This window comes from Paenibacillus sp. FSL L8-0333, assembly GCF_037965665.1.
Lineage (GTDB): Bacteria > Bacillota > Bacilli > Paenibacillales > Paenibacillaceae > Paenibacillus_AQ > Paenibacillus_AQ odorifer.
This window is the reverse complement of sequence record NZ_CP150186.1, coordinates 1,236,399-1,254,741: the sequence shown is the minus strand read 5'-3', so window position 1 is coordinate 1,254,741 and position 18,343 is coordinate 1,236,399. Positions and strand designations below refer to the sequence as shown.

The 18,343-nt window shown below is 44.3% G+C and carries 17 protein-coding genes; 5 read left to right on the top strand and 12 right to left on the bottom strand.

The window, feature by feature from the left end:
- Positions 1–23 precede the first annotated feature (23 nt).
- Positions 24–1,157, top strand: coding sequence for a copper amine oxidase N-terminal domain-containing protein (locus NYE72_RS05385; RefSeq protein ID WP_052096814.1), 1,134 nt, complete (start codon positions 24–26; stop codon positions 1,155–1,157).
- Positions 1,154–1,936 (top strand): TatD family hydrolase, encoded by a 783-nt coding sequence (locus tag NYE72_RS05380; RefSeq protein ID WP_076316921.1) that lies wholly within the window; start codon positions 1,154–1,156, stop codon positions 1,934–1,936. The genes NYE72_RS05385 and NYE72_RS05380 overlap by 4 nt, the downstream gene beginning before the upstream one ends.
- A gap of 660 nt (positions 1,937–2,596) precedes the next feature.
- Here the strand turns inward: NYE72_RS05380 and NYE72_RS05375 are convergent.
- The 4 genes from NYE72_RS05375 to NYE72_RS05360 form a co-directional block, all read right to left on the bottom strand.
- A complete protein-coding gene (locus NYE72_RS05375; RefSeq protein WP_038569027.1) occupies positions 2,597–3,163 on the bottom strand; it encodes a histidine phosphatase family protein in 567 nt (188 codons plus the stop codon).
- An 837-nt stretch (positions 3,164–4,000) separates the two neighbouring features.
- The gene (locus NYE72_RS05370; protein WP_036680431.1) at positions 4,001–5,302 is read right to left on the bottom strand and encodes an MFS transporter; all 1,302 of its coding nucleotides are present in this window, start codon (positions 5,300–5,302) and stop codon (positions 4,001–4,003) included.
- 74 nt (positions 5,303–5,376) lie between these two features.
- Complete coding sequence (locus NYE72_RS05365; protein ID WP_052096812.1) at positions 5,377–6,528, bottom strand: winged helix-turn-helix domain-containing protein; 1,152 nt, start codon at positions 6,526–6,528, stop codon at positions 5,377–5,379.
- 148 nt (positions 6,529–6,676) lie between these two features.
- A complete protein-coding gene (locus NYE72_RS05360) occupies positions 6,677–7,357 on the bottom strand; it encodes a YjgB family protein (protein ID WP_038569023.1) in 681 nt (226 codons plus the stop codon).
- Between the two features lie 346 nt (positions 7,358–7,703).
- On the opposite strand from NYE72_RS05360, the gene NYE72_RS05355 reads away from it, so the two are divergent.
- Genes NYE72_RS05355 through NYE72_RS05345 form a run of 3 tightly spaced genes read left to right on the top strand, consistent with a single transcriptional unit; the run spans position 7,704 to position 11,024 of the window.
- Positions 7,704–8,408 (top strand): sigma-70 family RNA polymerase sigma factor, encoded by a 705-nt coding sequence (locus tag NYE72_RS05355; RefSeq protein WP_305953530.1) that lies wholly within the window; start codon positions 7,704–7,706, stop codon positions 8,406–8,408.
- Positions 8,405–8,743, top strand: coding sequence for a hypothetical protein (locus tag NYE72_RS05350; RefSeq protein WP_038569021.1), 339 nt, complete (start codon positions 8,405–8,407; stop codon positions 8,741–8,743). Before NYE72_RS05355 ends, NYE72_RS05350 begins: the two co-directional genes overlap by 4 nt.
- Positions 8,733–11,024, top strand: coding sequence for a carboxypeptidase-like regulatory domain-containing protein (locus tag NYE72_RS05345; protein ID WP_038569019.1), 2,292 nt, complete (start codon positions 8,733–8,735; stop codon positions 11,022–11,024). Before NYE72_RS05350 ends, NYE72_RS05345 begins: the two co-directional genes overlap by 11 nt.
- Before the next feature lie 75 nt (positions 11,025–11,099).
- Here the strand turns inward: NYE72_RS05345 and NYE72_RS05340 are convergent, their stop codons facing one another.
- The 8 genes from NYE72_RS05340 to NYE72_RS05305 all read right to left on the bottom strand — a co-directional run bounded on the left by NYE72_RS05340 (position 11,100) and on the right by NYE72_RS05305 (position 17,928).
- A complete protein-coding gene (locus NYE72_RS05340; RefSeq protein WP_038569017.1) occupies positions 11,100–11,909 on the bottom strand; it encodes an SDR family oxidoreductase in 810 nt (269 codons plus the stop codon).
- Between the two features lie 46 nt (positions 11,910–11,955).
- On the bottom strand, positions 11,956–12,390 hold the full coding sequence (locus NYE72_RS05335; RefSeq protein WP_038569016.1) for a MarR family transcriptional regulator: 435 nt from the start codon (positions 12,388–12,390) through the stop codon (positions 11,956–11,958).
- Positions 12,391–12,507: 117 nt separating this feature from the next.
- The gene (locus NYE72_RS05330; protein WP_038569014.1) at positions 12,508–13,047 is read right to left on the bottom strand and encodes an RDD family protein; all 540 of its coding nucleotides are present in this window, start codon (positions 13,045–13,047) and stop codon (positions 12,508–12,510) included.
- A 35-nt stretch (positions 13,048–13,082) separates the two neighbouring features.
- Positions 13,083–13,610: a hypothetical protein gene (locus NYE72_RS05325; RefSeq protein ID WP_038569012.1), complete on the bottom strand. Its 528-nt coding sequence runs from the start codon at positions 13,608–13,610 to the stop codon at positions 13,083–13,085.
- Positions 13,611–13,614: 4 nt separating this feature from the next.
- Positions 13,615–13,914, bottom strand: a complete 300-nt coding sequence (locus tag NYE72_RS05320; protein WP_155288090.1) for a hypothetical protein — start codon at positions 13,912–13,914, stop codon at positions 13,615–13,617.
- A gap of 146 nt (positions 13,915–14,060) precedes the next feature.
- Complete coding sequence (locus NYE72_RS05315) at positions 14,061–15,911, bottom strand: ABC-F family ATP-binding cassette domain-containing protein (RefSeq protein WP_038569008.1); 1,851 nt, start codon at positions 15,909–15,911, stop codon at positions 14,061–14,063.
- Between the two features lie 379 nt (positions 15,912–16,290).
- Complete coding sequence (locus NYE72_RS05310; RefSeq protein WP_052096810.1) at positions 16,291–17,202, bottom strand: L,D-transpeptidase family protein; 912 nt, start codon at positions 17,200–17,202, stop codon at positions 16,291–16,293.
- Positions 17,203–17,760: 558 nt separating this feature from the next.
- A complete protein-coding gene (locus NYE72_RS05305; RefSeq protein ID WP_155288089.1) occupies positions 17,761–17,928 on the bottom strand; it encodes a hypothetical protein in 168 nt (55 codons plus the stop codon).
- Positions 17,929–18,343 lie beyond the last annotated feature (415 nt).

The window sequence follows — 18,343 nt, the reverse complement described above, 5'->3', positions numbered from 1 at the left end:
TGGACTTTATCCTGGAGGTAATTATGAATAAAATCATCGCTATAGGAGCTATCACGCTCTTTTTGGCCGGATGCGGAGCATCGGCAACCATAGATATGGATACAACAATGGCTATTAATCAAACACAAGCTACTTCAGCACCACTGAAACTAATCGTGGACGGCGAAGCCGTTCTTCCTACTCTCTCCCCTTTTTTCCTAGATGATAAGGTCTATGTACCTGCAAAAGTACTAATGGAATACTACACCTCAGAACAAAAATGGGATAATAACTTAAAGACCTTGACCATCTCTGATGGAAGCAGTAGTTATGTTCTGACGCCGGACAATGAGTATATGCAAGCTGATGGATATCAAACCTCGCTTGAAGGACCAGCTATTCTACGAAATGGTATTTTATATATTCCTGCCGATTCCTTAAACTCTCTGTCTGGTGCCACTGCGCAGCTGAATGCAGCTGGAACTGAAGTATTAATAACATCAGGGGATGTTAGTACTACCGTCAGAACACCCAGCGAACCTCTCGCTATTGCTACAGAAAATAACCAAGTGAAGCTGTATACTGCCCTTAAAGATGGCGGTACCTACGAAGGATTTGTTGTAGAGGTGAACGGTAACAAGCATACATTTGATTGGGAAACACCCAGACTCCTAAGTTACCCTCCTGAGATTCATTATGCCGACATCGATCAGGATGGACAGGAAGAAGTCGTTGTCATTCTGTGGCTCGGAACAGGTACGGGCATGTCCATGCAGGAACTTCACGTGATTAAGCCTAACCCGTGGGAAGAAGTCACTGTCCCTTCTGCAGATAAAGCCGCCTCCGCATTGGTTACGTCAAAAATTTCTAATGAAAAAGGGGACGCCCTGATTCAAATTCAAGTTAAAGGCTCAACTCCATCCATGGTGACTTTGCGATATCCAGATCGTGCTGAGGATGGCAATCTAGGCGAACAAGCCGGCATTGGTGCTGTTACTCACTACATAGTGGAAGAGGGCAAGCTAAAGGCGGAAACAAATGTTTATATTGGATTTCTGGAGAGTATTGGCACACTAACCTTTGCCTACAAACCGGGAAAAGATGGAATGGAACCCGACTCTATTCGCTTTGAGGTTCATGAGGAATTAGCTTCTTACGTGGAGGGTAAACAGTTATGATTGATGCCCATATACATTTAGAGCAATATGAACCTGAAGTTGCCGAACAGATACTGAGTGAACTACCTGACATGGGAATTAAAGCCCTTATCGCTGTCTCTATGAATTTGGACTCTTGTATACGCACCCAAAGACTTGCAGCCATAAATCCCGGCGTGGTCCGTCCAGCTTATGGCTTTCATCCAGAGCAACCCCTGCCGCAGGATGCTGAGCTGGCTGCTCTGCTGAAATGGATCGAGAGTCAATCTAGTGAGGATTATATTGCTGTGGGGGAAATCGGGCTGCCTTACTATACGCGTGCTGAAGCTTTAGAACGTGGCGAAACCTTTGATATGGAGCCCTATATTGAGCTGCTGGATCAGTTGCTTGGGTTAGCTGCCCGTCTCGATAAACCTGTGGTGCTGCATGCTGTCTATGAAGATGCGCTTATTGCTTGTGATCTCCTGGAAAAACATAACATACAGCATGCCCACTTTCACTGGTTCAAAGGTCCAGAAGAAGCCATTGCCCGTATGATTAAGAACGGCTACTATATCTCCTTCACCCCGGATATCCTGTATGAGCCGGAGATACAGGCGCTTGCCCGCCGTTATCCCCCAGAGCTAGTCATGGCTGAAACCGATGGGCCTTGGCCGTTCGAAGGACCTTTTGCGGGGAAAATCACCCATCCGTCTATGATTCGGGAAGTCGCCGCTGCTTGGGGAGCGCTCCATGGTTACACCCCCGGCGAAGCGGAAAAGTTAGTGACTGCGAATACTAAGCGATTTTATAGCTTGTAGATAGTTTTATAGCTTGTAGATAGCTCTATTCTTAGAGTAGATGAAAGGGTGAACCTTAGCTAGCCTAGTCTAACGCTAGACTAACGTTATGATTAAACACAGCTTGGCTTGAGAATCCGTATTTTTCATAGTGGAAGTACTGTTCACAAGCCAACCTTACTTAATCCAGATCCCCTTACCCATTTTCGTTTCGGTAATATTTTTGCGTACGTATTTACTCGTACGTATTTATGCGTACGTAATTTACGCGTATGTATTTACGTGGACGTAGTTTACGCGTACTTATACCTGTACGCATTTATGCGTACGTGTTTATGTGTACTTATTTATGCGTATGTATTTTACGCGTACCCATTTACGTGTATCTAATTACGCGTACGTATTTACTCGTGCGTATTTACTCGTACGTATTTACGTGTGTGAAGCCGCTATCGGACACAGCTGACCTTATATGCAGCAATTCCCCACTTTTGGGATGAGAAAGGACCCCAGAGTCGCTATTGGCATAAAAAACACCCAATAAGGTGCTCTTTTTAAGGAATAACGACGCTGGAGTCCGAAACCATGCTCCAAAGGCTAATAATCTGCGAATAATGTCATCTGGGTCCGTAAGCCTCAGGTTGATGATGACTCGGGACGCTTGTAAGCAGTCCCCAATAATCATAACCTCTCCACATCCACTAACGTTCCGCCTGCGAACTTCATTTTATAAATATCCGGCTTTGTGGTTTGAAGAAGAAAGCTCAGATCATATTTGGCATCAAAATAGTTCATCATAAGCGTCATGACTGCCCCGTGAGTTCCAATAGCAACCTTTTGACCGCTGTGATTGCTCAGTATTTCTGCCAGCACACTAACTGAACGCTTCTGACACGCATGAATGGATTCCCCACCAACTGGGACAAAATCCGGATCTTCAAACATTTTTGTCAGTAATGGATACAGCTCCTGATCAGTCGTAATCTTATTTCCGTCCGAGAAATGGATTTCCCGGAGGTCTTCAACACTCTGAATCTCTGCTCCTAACTCCTGCGCCAATCCAGAAATCGTATGTATAGCCCGAAGGTATGGACTTGAATAGAAGACTTGAATTCCTTCCAGACGTAGTTTTTCCGTTATCTTGCGGGCATCCTCCTCCCCCTTCGCGGTTAGTCCGCGAGTCCTTTCAGTTTCTCCGGGCAGTTTGGGCGACTCACCGTGCCTCACCATATAAATAAAAGTAGCCATCCTTTCCCTCCTTTACCTCTACAAATTCTAATGTTCTAGCCAATCTCCTCTACACACTAAAAAAGCCCTTACGGACGAGAAACTGTCCTATCGGGCTAGGTAATATTGTAACTTATAACGTTTCGTGCAGCAGTTGCTTTAGATCACAAAGTAATAACTTATTGAGAGGTCACTTATTAAGGAGATACTTATTGAGAAGTCACTTACTGAGAAGTCACATATTAAGGCGACTATGACTAAGGAGACTCTTAATTGCACTATATACAGCTATTAAGCGTAAAAAGAGACATCCTGAGCAAATAAGTGCACTTTGTGCAACTAAAAATCATCATTCCTAGACTAAAAGGGAGAATATCAAATAATAACTGCACAAAATACAACTAAATCCCAGTTTGATCGATGGAGGGGAATTTAACTGCACATTCTGCAACTAAATGCTAGGAAGTCACGCTAGATTATCTTTGCCACTCAACCTTTCCAGTCTAGCTAAGTATCTGCTAGTTTGTCACGCTAGATTATCTTTGCTACTCAACCTGTCTAGTCTAGCTAAGTATCGGCTAGGTTGTCACGCTAGATTATCTTTGCCACTCAACCTGTCTAGTCTAGCTAAGTATCTGCTAGGGAGTCACGCTAGATTATCTTTGCCACTCAACCTGTCTAGTCTAGCTAAGTATCGGCTAGGGAGTCACGCTAGATTGTCTCTGCCACTCAACCTGTCTAGTCTAGCTAAGTATCTGCTAGGTTGTCACGCTAGGTTCTCTCTGCCACTCAACCTTCCCAGTCTAGCTAATCTAGTCCAGTTAGGAAGTCCCGCTAGCTAGACTAGCGTGCTACCTGCTAGCTCCCCTCCATCACCTCAACTGTCCTAGATTGCTCCGCAGAGCTATCGTTCATCTCTTTCTGCGCAGGCCACAGCACACGCCCAAATGCGATGCCCAGCACACCAATCAGAGCGATTACGATGCCGAAATTCAAAAAGATACGGCTAGGCCCAGCAATCTGAACCATCATTCCGCCGAGAAGTGGTGCGCCAATCATAACTCCGCTAAGAATGGTACTCTGAATACCGAACACACGCCCTGTCATGTGCGGGGGTGTTTCTTTTTGCAGACAATAATTGAACGTGATAATAAAAATTCCATTCCCAATACCTAGTAAGAACCCTAATAGCAATACAGAAATACTGGAAGCTCCTGGCTGAAGCAGTCCAAGTCCCCCAACCGATAAACCCATCAGCACATAACCCGTTCCAAGCTTCCAGCCATAACCTGTTCCGCGATTCATTTTGTTCATGACCATAATGATGAATACAGCACCGCCTCCGGATGCCGCCACGAGCCAGCCCAGTAAAGATTCATTAGAGGGTGCAAGTACCCTAAATAGACTGGTGAATTGAAAATCAATCATCTGAATAGCCATTGAACAGACTATGCCAAACAGCATGGTATTTAGCAGCAACCTACTATGCAGCATAAAATTCCAGCCTTCTTTCCACATCGTGCGGAGAGCAACACGTTCCTCTTGATCGCCCTTGCCTTCTGTGCCAACTTGTTCTACTTCACTTTTCTTAACTGTAAGTAGGAGCAAATAGGAACAGCCTCTAAGGCAAGCATTGATCAATATACACCACTGTGGCGTAAGAACAGACAACGCGAAGCCGCCCAGTAAAGGTCCCGCGATTTTCGAGCCTTGATTTACAAGCCCATTAAGCGAGGTAGCTTGAAGCAGTTGGTCTTCTCTAACCATACTACGGGTCATCGACTGCTGAGCAGGCACGTTTAACGTAGAAATGGCAGCACGCAACATCAATAACGGGAGCAACCACACCATACTGGGAGCAAATAATACGAATACGGTTAACAATGCCGTAAGCAGATCACACATCCGCATTAGCTTCAGCTTGTTCAGTCGGTCAGCCACTACCCCTGCGAACGAGCCCAGCAAAATCCCCGGCAAAGCTATGGAGACCGGAATCAAAGCCAGCATTAGCGGGCTGGCCTGCCAGCGGTACCCTACGAGTACCTGAATTGCTAAGGCATCGAACCAATCCCCAAAGGTAGCCGTCGCATATGCGCTGTACACACGCATATACACCTTGTTCTTAAGCAGGCTCGTGCCTGCTTGTGTTGAAGCATTCATTAAACATTCCTCCAAATTACAATTAAGAACTTATTAGCATGACCTTAATGTAATGGAGAATTGTCAGAGAATTATCAGGGGGCAGTCACAAGGTTCGTAAGCACGGTATCCAAGGATTGTTCTAACCGATGGAATCCCCGCTCTTCCTTCTCCTGTTCAAATATATCCACATATTTGCGATACAAAGCTGGCTTAGGTGGAAACTGTTTACAAAAATGAACTATTCGGTACAATGCATATATCCGTATCGGCACGAACCCTGACATCTCAAGCACCTGAAGTGCCTCATCCAACAGTTGCTCGGCTTCACGCCAAGACTTGCGCCGTAGAAACCACAAGCCCCTTGTAACTTTATAACTACCAATCTCACGCAAATAAGGTTTCTCCAGCAAAAGTGCTTCAATGTCTGTTGCCATCCGTTCTATTACGTGATCTTCTGTTCCCATCCACAAGTGTGTAAGCATTTCTGAGGTCGCCGTTATAGGAATGAAACTCTCATACCCCGGCTCTTTAATCACTTCATATGTTAGCTTTAGTCGTTCCAGTGCTTTTTCCGGTTGCCCTGCCAGCGTGTACAAATCCAGAATATTTAGAATCTCCACTTCGCGATGCTGAGGCGGCAAAAGAATTTTTTTCTCAAGGACCAACTCACAGAACTCTAATTTTTTCTTAGGATCACCCAATAGAACATAACAGATTAATAAGGAATAAAACCGTTCCTCTATCCCCACCTCGGTTGTGTTCAGCAGCCAATCCAAATCTCCCTGTACAAAATGAATATAGATCGAATAAAACGGATCCATCGCATACCCCAAAACATCCTGTTGGCGTGCGAGGATTAACATCGAGCGACCTTGGCCATATAGGTGATATTTCTTGAATACCTCCCGCATCGTCTTTTGCATCTCTAAGTCATATGTAGTCGGATTGGCCATAGCAGCTGAGGGCTCCTGCATAGTCAGACTATAACCAAATCCCCGAACAGTCTTAATATCTAAGTCTTGAAACTTGCCTAGCTTTTTACGAAGCCGATAAATATGATCATCTACTGTTCGCTCTACCGGATATTCAAGCGGCCATACTTTATCCAACAGCTGTTCTCGACTGAATGTACGCCCTCTATTTTTATACAAGAACTGAAAAAGCGTAAATTCTTTTGGGAATAATTCTATCGTTATCCCTTCTGCGGTCACTTTATATTCACTTTCGTTTAATTCCAGCTGCATGATAGAACCTCACTTTCCCCGAACCCGCTCATTGGTTACATTATAACAGTCCGTCCAAGGCCTACTCCACCTCAAAAAAGAACATACAAAAAGAGCAACCCACAGATTCCTCTGCAAAATTGCTCTCTCCTCTTCTAACCCATGCCACTTACCCAGCCATATTGTTAAAAGAGTCCTGTTCACTAAACACGGAAATATGATCTACTGTACCGGTCGAGCTTGGAATAATAAATTTCAGCTGGTATTGGTCATTGGCTTGATAGGTGTAAATCTTATCGTCTCCGTTCACTTTGGTATCGTCAGGCTTGCCGAGTGTTGCCTCAATTTGCTTCAGCGTCAGCTTTTGCAGTGTGGAATCACTTGAACGAACATCGAAGATTAAACTTCCTTTATTAAATCCAAACACGACATGTTTGTCAGTGTAGGTAGCATAAATACCTTTTCCCGCTGACTCTTGTTGATCAGGTTTGCCCCAATCCGCTTCGACCTCATCAATGAGTCCGGTATGAGCGGCATATTTTACACCGGGTACCTTCCCCTTTTTGGCAAGCTCGAGCAACTCTTTAAGCTGTTTGTCGCTATTTTGTGAATTTGAGCCGGTTGAATCTTTATCAGTCTCCGTAGGGGAGGAAGTCGCTGCTGGTGCAGTTTCTGCTGGGGTGCTTGATGGACTAACTTCCGGCTCAGAGGTTGCTGTTACAGCCGTTTCTGTTGGCGCCGTTGCCTGGGATTCTGAATTCCCCGCCTCATTGTTCGAACTGCATCCAGCAAGCCCAATCATTCCTGCGAGTAGGATAGAGCCTGCTATTAATTTTATCTGTACTGGCATGATGTCATCTCCTTAATAGATTACCTTAAAGTCGTCTTACAAAAAATGAAACTGAACATACAGACGAGCTGAAAATCAAATAGTTGCAGGATAGCGGCAATTTTTCTGGATAACCCTCTTTTACCCATATCTACAAATATAAATTCATACACACTCTATTTTTCTACATAAAACCCTTTTTTCCGACACCTAACTCAAGTAAGTTTCTCTTTTAAAATCTCCACATAACTCCATCTAACTATAAACTCGTAAACTCATAAACCTATGAACTATATGACCTTACCCGTCATTCCCAGCCTCGAAGGGTTTCATTGCAGAACGTACAATAGAAAGGAGCTAATCCTGCTTGAAAAAGCGACCCATTGCAATCTGTACAATAGATTCCAACAGTAACCTCTTATCCGGCGAACTGCAATCGCGACATTTGTTGAATAATTTTCCATCCAAACGCAACCTTAATCCTCCAATCCGCATCTTATTAGTAAAGGGAGGGGAGCTACATCTGAATATTATAGAGAGAATTGTGGCAAAAGATGAGTCAGCTCTCCGCCTGTTAATGGACGAATATGGAGATATGCTGCTGCGAACCGCTTCTTTACTGCTCAAAGATAGACAAAGTGCCGAAGAAGCGGTACAAGATACTTTTATTCAAGCTTATGCCAAAATGAGTCAGTTACAGGAGCCGGATCGGCTGAAGGCATGGCTGATACGGATAGTAGTCAATCGCTGCCGCATGAGGCAAAGGACGTGGAGCTGGCGTAATATTTTCCCGGCGGGAGGGTCAGAGCTGCAAACTAACGAGGATGCTGACTTCACAGCCGGAGCGGAAGAGCTTTTTATGGTGGAATGGCATAATGTCAGGCTCGCCGAGTCCATGAGAAATCTCGACTATCTATACCGTGAATGTCTGACGTTATATTACTTTCATGAGATGAGTATCCGGGAAATTTCCGAGCAATTAAATACATCTGAAAATACGATCAAATCCAGACTCGCCAGAGGCCGGACGCTCTTAAAAAAGATTTTGGTGAAGGAGGGACATTTCTTATGAATACAGAACGCGATGCGGTCAAAAAGCAGCTGGATGAAGAATTAAAGAACCTCCAGTTCACTGGACACGACCGGGTCATTAAGCAGACTCATCCTCCAACCTTTGGAGCCCGTTTATTGGCGCTGTGGAATAAAGAAATTGAGATCCCTGTCAAACCTATAGGTGCGATCGGTGCTATTATTTTAGTAGTTTCGCTTACCCTACATCAACCAGAGGTTAAACAACAGCCACAACAAAATACCCCGCAGCGTGCGAACCGAGAACTAATCGAAGCTGGAGGCAATACGTATTGGAAGGATATCTACGAGCAGGCGGTGAAAAAACATGAGAATTAAGATAAAAATCAAACATCTGGTGTTATTCGTGTTACTCCCTGCCTCCCTGCTTATTCTTCTGTTTAACTTCTTACCTTCACAAAGGCAGATAGATCAGAGCACAGCTATTCAATCTAACATAGCTAGAACTGATCTTCTGCAAAAGCTGGCTTCCACAACCGGGAGTAAACGTATCGAGCTAATCCGTACAAACATCCTTGATAAGGATCACAGCTATGATCCCTACAGATATGACGTTAATGTCAGCCCTTCGATGAGCCAGTGGAGTAATGATGAAACCCAGCGTTCCGGTCTGTTACCGGAGGACATAGTACCTTTGCTTGAGGAATATATCCTTGAGGGGCCTTCGGACAATACACGTATATTTGCGGCTAAGCAGTTAGCTTATGAATATGATGCTCTTGGCCGAAAGGAAGATGGAGATCAAGCGCTAATCACCGCAACGAAACAGTCAAACAGCAACTCCGATATAGCTAAACAACTGGAGCTCCTTCGAGCGGAGCGAGCCCTAAATAGTGGCGATATAACAACCGCTGAAACAATTCTTGAACAAACCCCCTTTCCATCCGAGTATCAGGAAGAGCTAAACGCACAAAAAGCATGGCTTACCGGGCGTTTACTCTTTACAAAAGGCGAAGCGCAGGAAGCACTTGCCGTAGTAAAAGATGGCTTGGAGAGGTACAAAAAATTCTGGCAGGATATTCATAAACAAATGAACGCTGCCACCAGCAGTTCGAACGAAGGCTCCACAGACAATACAGGATCAGCAGCAGCACCAGAAGCTGGGACTTCAGATACTGAAAGACAGCTGGAATCGCTTCGAACCGCAATTCAGTCTGCTATAGATATGGGAAATACTTCAACTGCTGTCGTCTCCGGTACCCTTACACGAAGCGATGGCACCCCAGTTCCGCGGGCAGGTATTTTTCTCCGTGCTGAAAGCGAAGTTAACCATAGCATCACTTCTGCTGAACCCTACCGAATCGTCACAGATACTGAAGGACGTTTCGAATTTCACGGTGTGATTCCGGGCTTTTATCAGTTACAGCTTGGACTTGGCTATGATCAGATCGACGGTTGGACCTGGCCTGTACAATATGACGATTGGATTGAAGTTAAACCGGATGGCAGGTTGAATGAGAGCATAGTTCTACAACCTCTGCTTGAGCTGCAGTCTCCCATTAATCAGGAAACCCTAACGGGCAAGACCATAGATTTCCGCTGGAAAGCTGTTGAAGGTGCAGCTTACTATCGTTTAAGCGGTGGCGGGGAGGGGGCCGTGTTGGGTGTACAAATTCGGGATCGTATTGTAGATAATCATATCTCCATTCCAGTAGAAGAACTTTACGATGGCGGCGGTTTTTCCTATGGCAGCAGTGGAGATGGCTGGGAATCTATTGACCCCCTCTCCCTTCTCGGATTTATGAATCCCGAAGTGCGCTTTTCTTGGAATATTGAAGCCTTAGATGCAGATGGACGCCTGATTACCCGCAGTAATGGCTACAGGCTGAACGAAGACACTGTCGGCAATCTGCCGTTCTTTTATCTCAAGGAAAGAGAGCTTACTGCGGCTGACCAACTACTACTGGATAAGAAAACGGATCAGGCACTAGAAATGTACCAACAAAATATTGCCGATGACCCACAGGATGTTCATGCCCTGCACATGCTAGTAAAGATGATGCTGGCAAAATCGTCCCTCACAAAGGATACAACATTAGAAGATAAGGCGATTCCTTTACTCGAAAAGCTAATACAACTACAGCCTTCTACTAATTACGCCTTCACATTATCGCAGTACTATTTTGACCATGCCGACTGGAAGTCGTATAACAAATATTATTCCTACTACAACGAACTAAACCGACCCAATACTAACGGTTATGTACTTTCTATTAACGCCACAGCCCTCATGCAACAAGGGAAGCTTGAAGAAGCTCGTAAACAATTCGCGATCGCCCTAAAGTATGATGATAGCCATCGTTTTATTGGCAGCTTTTTGGCGGCAGAATTATACGCTGGTGAATCACTCTCTTCGGTAATGACACTTGCTGAGCGTTATCCTGAACTCAGCTTTGGTCATAGTGGGTATCGCTGGCCACAAATGATTAAACAACTGTTAGCGGAACGAAAAAATCAACCTAAAGTCTTTGACCAAGAGTTAAAAGAGAAGCTTGGATGGTATATGAATGGTCAAACTGATGAGTTAAAGCAATGGATCGCAAGTGCCAAACCCTCCGCTCTGAAGACCTTTATGCAGGAGGTTTTAGAGGTACGCTAATTCATTAAAATACCAAAATCCGGTCCCGCTCGATAAATTCGAGCATGGACCGGATTTTTAATTACACATAATCTTTTATTTAGATTTAGCTTCCATCATGTAATTCTGGAAATCCGTGATACTTGGGTTAGACATATAATGACCACCCTCTACTTCAATCGTTTGGCCTGTGATGAATTTGGATTCATCCGATGCCAGGAACAAAACCGTATTGCCGATATCATCGGCTTCACCGTGATAAGGTAGGGCGTTGAATTTTTGAAAAATATCCAATACAGCTGGCGGCATATTTCTTGCTGCCGCAGGTGTCAGGATCAGCCCTGGTGCCACGCCGTTACAACGGATTTTGTCTTTACCATATTGTGTAGCAATGTATCGAGTAAGGTTCACAACCGCTGCCTTAGAGGAGCCATAAGCAGTACGCAATGAATCCCCAGCGAATGCTGACATCGAAGCCGTGTTAATGATCGACCCTCCGCCCGCTTTAATCATATGAGGAATAGCAAAACGGCTGCCTAACAGAACACTTTTAGTATTCACGTTCATCAGGCGATCCCATTCTTCCAAATCTATATTGACCACATCAAGGTCTTTTTGCAGATTAGTTAGACCTACATTATTAAACAATATTGTGATGGTGCCATACTGAGCAACTGTGAAATCAACAGCTTCCTTGATCGAATCCGCTTGGGAGGCATCTAAGAAAAGACCTTCAGCTTCTCCGCCTTCACATTTAATCTTAGATGCTGCTTCTTTGGCTGCTTCCACATTAAAATCGGCAATGACAACCTTTGCTCCTTCTCTAGCTAATAGAGTGGCAGCTGATAAGCCAATACCTGAAGCGCCTCCAGTTACTAATGCAACTTTACCTTGAACTCTTCCCATGTTCATACCCCTTTATAATGTTATTGTGCTTCTAAGATGACTTGGTTTATGTTTCAGAGCTATCAAAGCTCATTAACAACTTCTCATAGATTTTCAAGAATTGCTGCAGTTCCTCCTCATTGAGCTTTTGGAACATTTCAGCTCTTAGCTCCTGTCCCTTAAGCTGTGCTTCCTTCAGAACGTCTTTTCCTTTGTCCGTGATAGATAGAAGTACATTCCGTCGATCATCTTCGTTATATTTTCGCTCGGCCATCCCCTGCTTAATTAGTCGATTAGCAATGTTTGTCATTGCTCCCGGCGTATATCCTAGTCTCTTAGCCAAAATAGTCTGCTTCAAGGGGCCTTTTTTATTCAATTCACCCAAGACTAGAACTGGAGATATCCCAATATTGTGATCAAATGCGTTCATCCATCGAACAATAACTTCATTCGTAAATAATTCAACTGCATGTATTAGCTTAAAAATATCTGGATTTTCCAAGAGGTTCTCCTTTGACATTCATGATGATCGGCTGCTTATAAAAGTATTTTAACACTAAAATATTTAATAGTAAAATACCTAATATTTAAAAAAAGAATGCTTGGTGAAAAGCATTCTTCAAATTGCGGATTTATCAACAACATAAGTGCCAGCCAGCAAATCGTGAATCGCACGTTTACGGGGATGGAATCCAACCAACAGGTAATCCACCAGCATGATTGGACCCAAGATTTGAGTGAGGTCAAAAGCCAAATCCGACCATAAGGATAATTTGGCGGAAATAACGGTAAAGTCATAGCTGCTGACCGCAATTACCATTGAAAGAATCATACTAATCATTCGGAAAACATTTCGAATCAGAGCTTCCTTCACTGTTGGGTAATTCCCGTGTTCATTGACAATTTTTATTTTTAAAATCAGCTTCCCAGGGGTTCCGCCAAATCTAACGATCATAAAGATATCAAATGCGATAAACAAAATGTACTCCAGGATAATAGGTATCTCCGAGTGTAATGAAACAGCTAATGAATTGAGTATCCAGTATACGATAACCCCAGGTATTCCAATGACCAAGAAATCAAGAATGGAAGCCAGCACTCTTTTCCAAAACCCTATGAAATTCTCCTGATCCAAATGCTCGGGTAGAATGTTATCCATGCAAGCACTCCTCTCTCTATCGTTTACTTTGTCGCTCAATCCCTATTTAACAATCCCTTCCTCAGATGCTCTTGGATAATGGGCTCCAGCTCTTTGTTATTTTTAACAATTACCCGTTTATCAGACAGAGTATCCGTTAACTCTATAATCCTATGTGCGGCCTCCTGATCATATCCACGGTTCCATTCAAAAATCATCACATACAGATTCTTAAATGACTGCTTGTAATTCGCTTGCTCTAAACCCAGTCTTGTTTTTATATACCTTGTAAACACTCTCAAATCCCTGATCACTTTATTAGGGTTCAAAATAACGATTAAGTCAGCAGCTTTAAAACTCTCTTGTCCCCATTTATAATGTGCACCTTCCAGAATCCATGAGGGTTTATCAAGGATTTCTTCCAACTGAGCATCCCTTGCTTCAACTGAAAAACGCAAATTCTCGGCACTTCTGTCCCATACCAAGTTGTCTGTCTCGTAATACTCTACACCATATTTTCTAGATAACTCCCGGGCAATATAGGATTTGCCGCTGCCGCAAGCACCTATGATCCTAATCTTCATAAGCTCAGCTCAGCCCTAGCGGCAGGATTATTAGTCCTATGGAAATTACGGTGATTATTCTTGTGGTGAGGAGCGTTAGCTTTTGGTTCTTCTCTGATTTATACCAGCCTTTAAACTGAAAATGATTCCGGTACAGCATAAAAAATAACAATAAATTCCCGAATCCCATACTCCAGTTATACACGGGCTGACCAAATATCAATTGATAGATCAATCTTTCTGCCCAACCCAAAACTAATAAAGTCAGCACAAGCAATATACATAATCGAAGTAATTCCAATATAAAAGAGCCCAATTTCAGCAATTCTGCAACCATCCTCTCAAGGTTTCTTTATCGCCAAAAAATCCACATTCCTCCAAATTATACACCTTACACCTTACGTCTCCTATCTAAAAACACAACCTGTTCAAGATAAATTCATCCTGAGCAAGGTTGTGTTTTTTATCAGCTTAGGAGGATGCGGGTTTCCCCTCGCCCCTTAGTTCCTGTATTTGTCGCTGCAAATTAACGATTTCTGCCACTAGCGCTGCATTTTCCGCCTCAGAATCCACACTGCTACTCTGAATCAACTGATTCAGACGCAGCTGCAGAAGGGCAAGGTCATCCTCCCGAGCCTGTTCTATACCAGTAAGCAGACGGGTTCTGTCTTTTGCGAAGTATTCAGCATACGTTCCTTGAAAAAACTTTGGTGCCTGAGACGGCTCTAATATCACCAAGCGATTAGCCACTTTAGAGTGAAGATAACGGTCATGAGAGACCATCACTAGTCCACCGGGATACACCATCAGTGCCTCTTCTACACGTTCCCTAGTGTCAATGTCCAGATAATTAGTGGGTTCATCTAAGACCAATAAATTCGCTTTTCCAAAATACAACTTGAGGAAAGCCACACGGCATTTCTCCCCCAGACTCAAATCCCCAATCCGTTTAAATACATCGTCCCGCGTAAATAAAAAGCAACCCAGAATTGTCCGCGCCTCCGTCTGGGTCATTCCCGGCAGTTCAAGCAAGCTATCCAGAATCGTAGAGTTCATCTCTAAGTTATCTAGCTCTTGTGCAAAATAACCGATTGTCGTCCGTGGATGCAGCCGTACTTCACCTTGTGTAGGCTTATTGATCCCTGCAATTAATTTCAGCAGCGTAGACTTTCCAACACCATTAGGACCCAGAATAGACAATCGGTCTCCCCGGTTTAGCGACAAGCTGAAATTCCTAAGAAAAGGCGCACTCCCCTTATAGGCAAACTCTATCTCACGGAGTGTCAGTAAAGAATCTGCCAGAAACTCTTCGCTTTCCAGCTTCATCTTCAGCTTGCCAGTCTCGCGGGGCAATTCTACACGGTTCTTATTTAACCGTTCCAGCGCAGCTTCCTTGGCATGAAAACGAGACACATTTTTCTTGGATTTCGAACGCAGGAAATCGTTTTGTCCGGCAGCACGATGCGCTTGCTGGAACCATTCTGCATACCGCCTAATGCTCTCCAGCAGCTTCTCCTTTTCCTGCTCCTGCTTTTTATATTGTCCCTCCAATGTCCTCAGCTCTATAGTCTTCTGCTCCCGGTACTGTGTATATCCACCCGAATAACGCCGGCATCCCTCTGGACTAAGCTCCAGCACAGACGTCGCAGTTCGATCAATAAATGTTCGATCATGTGATACATAAAACACGGTTCCAGGGTAGTTGCACACCCAATGCTCCAACCACTCCATCGTTTCTCCATCTATGTGATTGGTCGGTTCATCCAGAATCAATAGCTTGGGCTGCCGGGCTAATAATGCTGCTAATTGCACCCGTGTCTTTTGCCCTCCACTAAGTGAGGCGTATGGCAATTCCCAGACTGCATGTTCAAGCTTGAGCTGCTTTAGACTTTTTTCCGCTTTGACCTCCCAGCCATATCCATCAAGCTGCAAGTAACGATCGTACACCTCTGCATATTCAGCCAACTCAGCTTCGTTATCAGCTTTCTGCTCCTGCAATCTCTGACTGAGGGCTTCCAGCTGGCGTTTTAATTCAGGCAGCTGCGCTGACCCTGAAAGAACGTAGTCCAATGCGGTTACTTCCCCTGGTACCTCAAGCTGTTGATCGAGCACACCCCATTCTTCAGATGACAGGCCATGATAGATACTTCCCTCTTCAAAAGTAAGCCGACCGATCAGCCCCTTAAGCAGTGTGGTTTTGCCAATCCCATTTCGTCCAAATAAAAGCACGCGCTCTCCTTCTGCTATCTCAAAGGATACCTCCTTAAATAAAGGGATCCCGTTCCATTCCTTACGTAAATTCTTCGCTTTAATTACAGTCATCTTTCATTCCTCCGATTTCATTGCAAATAAAAAACCGCAGCCAGCGGTCTGCGGTCGAATAGCGTATGAAGGGGGAATGTGCCCAGACATGGATAGACTACGGCCGTGATCACCTGCTGGATGCAGAGTAAACCAACACAATAGATAGAACTATCCATATAAAAGCATCGTAAGGCCCCCGACCGACACACGTATCCCTGACCGTTATCACCCTGCGCGGGTGCTCCGTGACTTGTGCATATGCACTTCACAAACTTTATGGTCTGTTTCAGGAAACGTGTTAGTTATTCATCAGTCGGTGGCCCTCCGTAATTGTCCGTATTTTTAGAATAAGTACAGTATATAACAATTTAAATCAGAAATAAAAGGTCAAGAACAATTATAACTTAATCTTTACCACCTGAGTCTGCGCATTCCACTGCACCTGAACAGCAAATAAATCAGGCAAGATACTCAGCGGAATTAGTAATCGGTTATTTTCATTGCGTGACGGTAAAATCGTAATGGATTTTCCATTCACAATAGCCTTATTGGATAATGGCTTATGTGTCACCGTACGATTGCCGATCGTAATTAGCAGTGCACCTGTCCCCGCTTCACTCTGCAAAGTTCCACCCAGTAAGGCCACGGATTCTCTCAGCGGAACAAACACACGGGAATTTTCCAATATAAAAGGATCCTTCAGCTTTGTTGTCGTCCCATTGATCTCAAAAGTCCCCGCAAACTTATTGCTTCCTACAGAATACCCGTTTTTAGTTGCAATATTCTCCATAGCCAGTGTGCTCGTTGTAATGATAACTCGAGTATTCTTGGCTACTTTTGGATACAGCCAATGAATATCATCATTATGCATTCGAATACAACCAGCGCTAACATACTTCCCTATCGATGACTCATTATTATTGCCGTGAATCGCATACGTCGTGCCATAGGTCCCGTTCACTTCCAGCCCCAGCCAGCGGTCGCCAAGCGGATTGGCCGGATCCCCACCGGGAATTTTCTCTTTGTAGTAGGGTCTGTTTTTTACTTTAACCACCATTTTGAAGCTACCTTCTGGCGTCAGTTCCTTCGACTTCCCTGTGGCAACCGGAAAAGTCTTCACCAGCTTGCCGTCACTGAAATACGCGAGTTTGTTTGTTTTTTTGTTCACGATGATCAGATCTGAGCCAGCAGCTTCCACCCTTCCAACTCCTGTAAAGCAAGCAGCGAACAAAAGCCCAAATACAAGCATCAGTTTAATGTTCCGCTGTAAAAAAGTTTGAAACCGGCCTCCCGAAAAGCATAAATTCATCTTGCTCCACCTCCGTTATATAAAGACGAAATCATTTCAAATATGTTGCGTACCAGCCTGTACCTATTCTTTTCAACTCGTCCCCTCCCGCTTGACGCAGAGATTGCAATACTGTAACCAGTGAATGCACGACAAAAAGCCGACCTTTGGATACGCAAAGATCAGCTAACGCATAAACACATAAGTTGCGGACTCCAGAGACCCTATTTGCAACTTTTTCGCTGTTTTGGGATGCTATCGGACTCCAGAGACCCTATTTGCATCTATTTCGCTGTTTTGAGATGCTATCGGACTCCAGCGCAGTTATTTGCTCAAATACCCTCGAATTCCTTGCTCTTCACGACCAATAGTGTCTCTCGGGTCCGAAACTCGCTCAAAAAACCCTAAAACACGCGAATAGCTGCATCTGAGTCCTTTAGCACAGTTCTACCTTGTTCTTTCCTATGTCTCTATCATTTCTACCCTATGTCTCATACATTACTGCCCTACGTCTCATACATTACTGCCCTACATCTCATACACTTCTGCCCTATGTCTCATACATTTCCGCCCTACGTCTCATACATTACTGCGTTCATTACTGCGTCCGCTCATTTGCCCGTTACCGTTAGCACAGTTACCTACCACATCTGCACCAAAACTCCACCATTTTTCCACCACATCTCCACCACTTCTCCACCACATCTCCACCACTTCTCCACCACATCTCCACCACTTCTCTACCACATCTCCAACACATCTCCACCACGCTCCGCTCCAGTCCCAGACTAACTGCGCTGCACATTTACCCGTATCCCATTCTACCGAAGCTCAACGCACCAGCCCCCAAACTAACTACGGTTTTACCATCGAAGATCAGCTAGCGCATAAGCACATTAGTTGCGGACTCCAGAGACCCTATTTGCAACAAATCCGCTGTTTTGAGATGCTATCGGACTCCAGCGCAGTTATTTGCTCTAAACACCTCGAATCCCTTGCTTTTCACGACCAATAAGGTCTCTCGGGTCCGAAACTCGCTCAAAAAGACCTAAAACACGCGAATAGCTGCATTTGAGTCCGTTAGCAAACTAGTTCATTTTTGATTGGTAGTTAGTTAGTTAGTTCGTTTTTAGTTCGTTTTTAGTTGGTTTTTAGTTGGTTT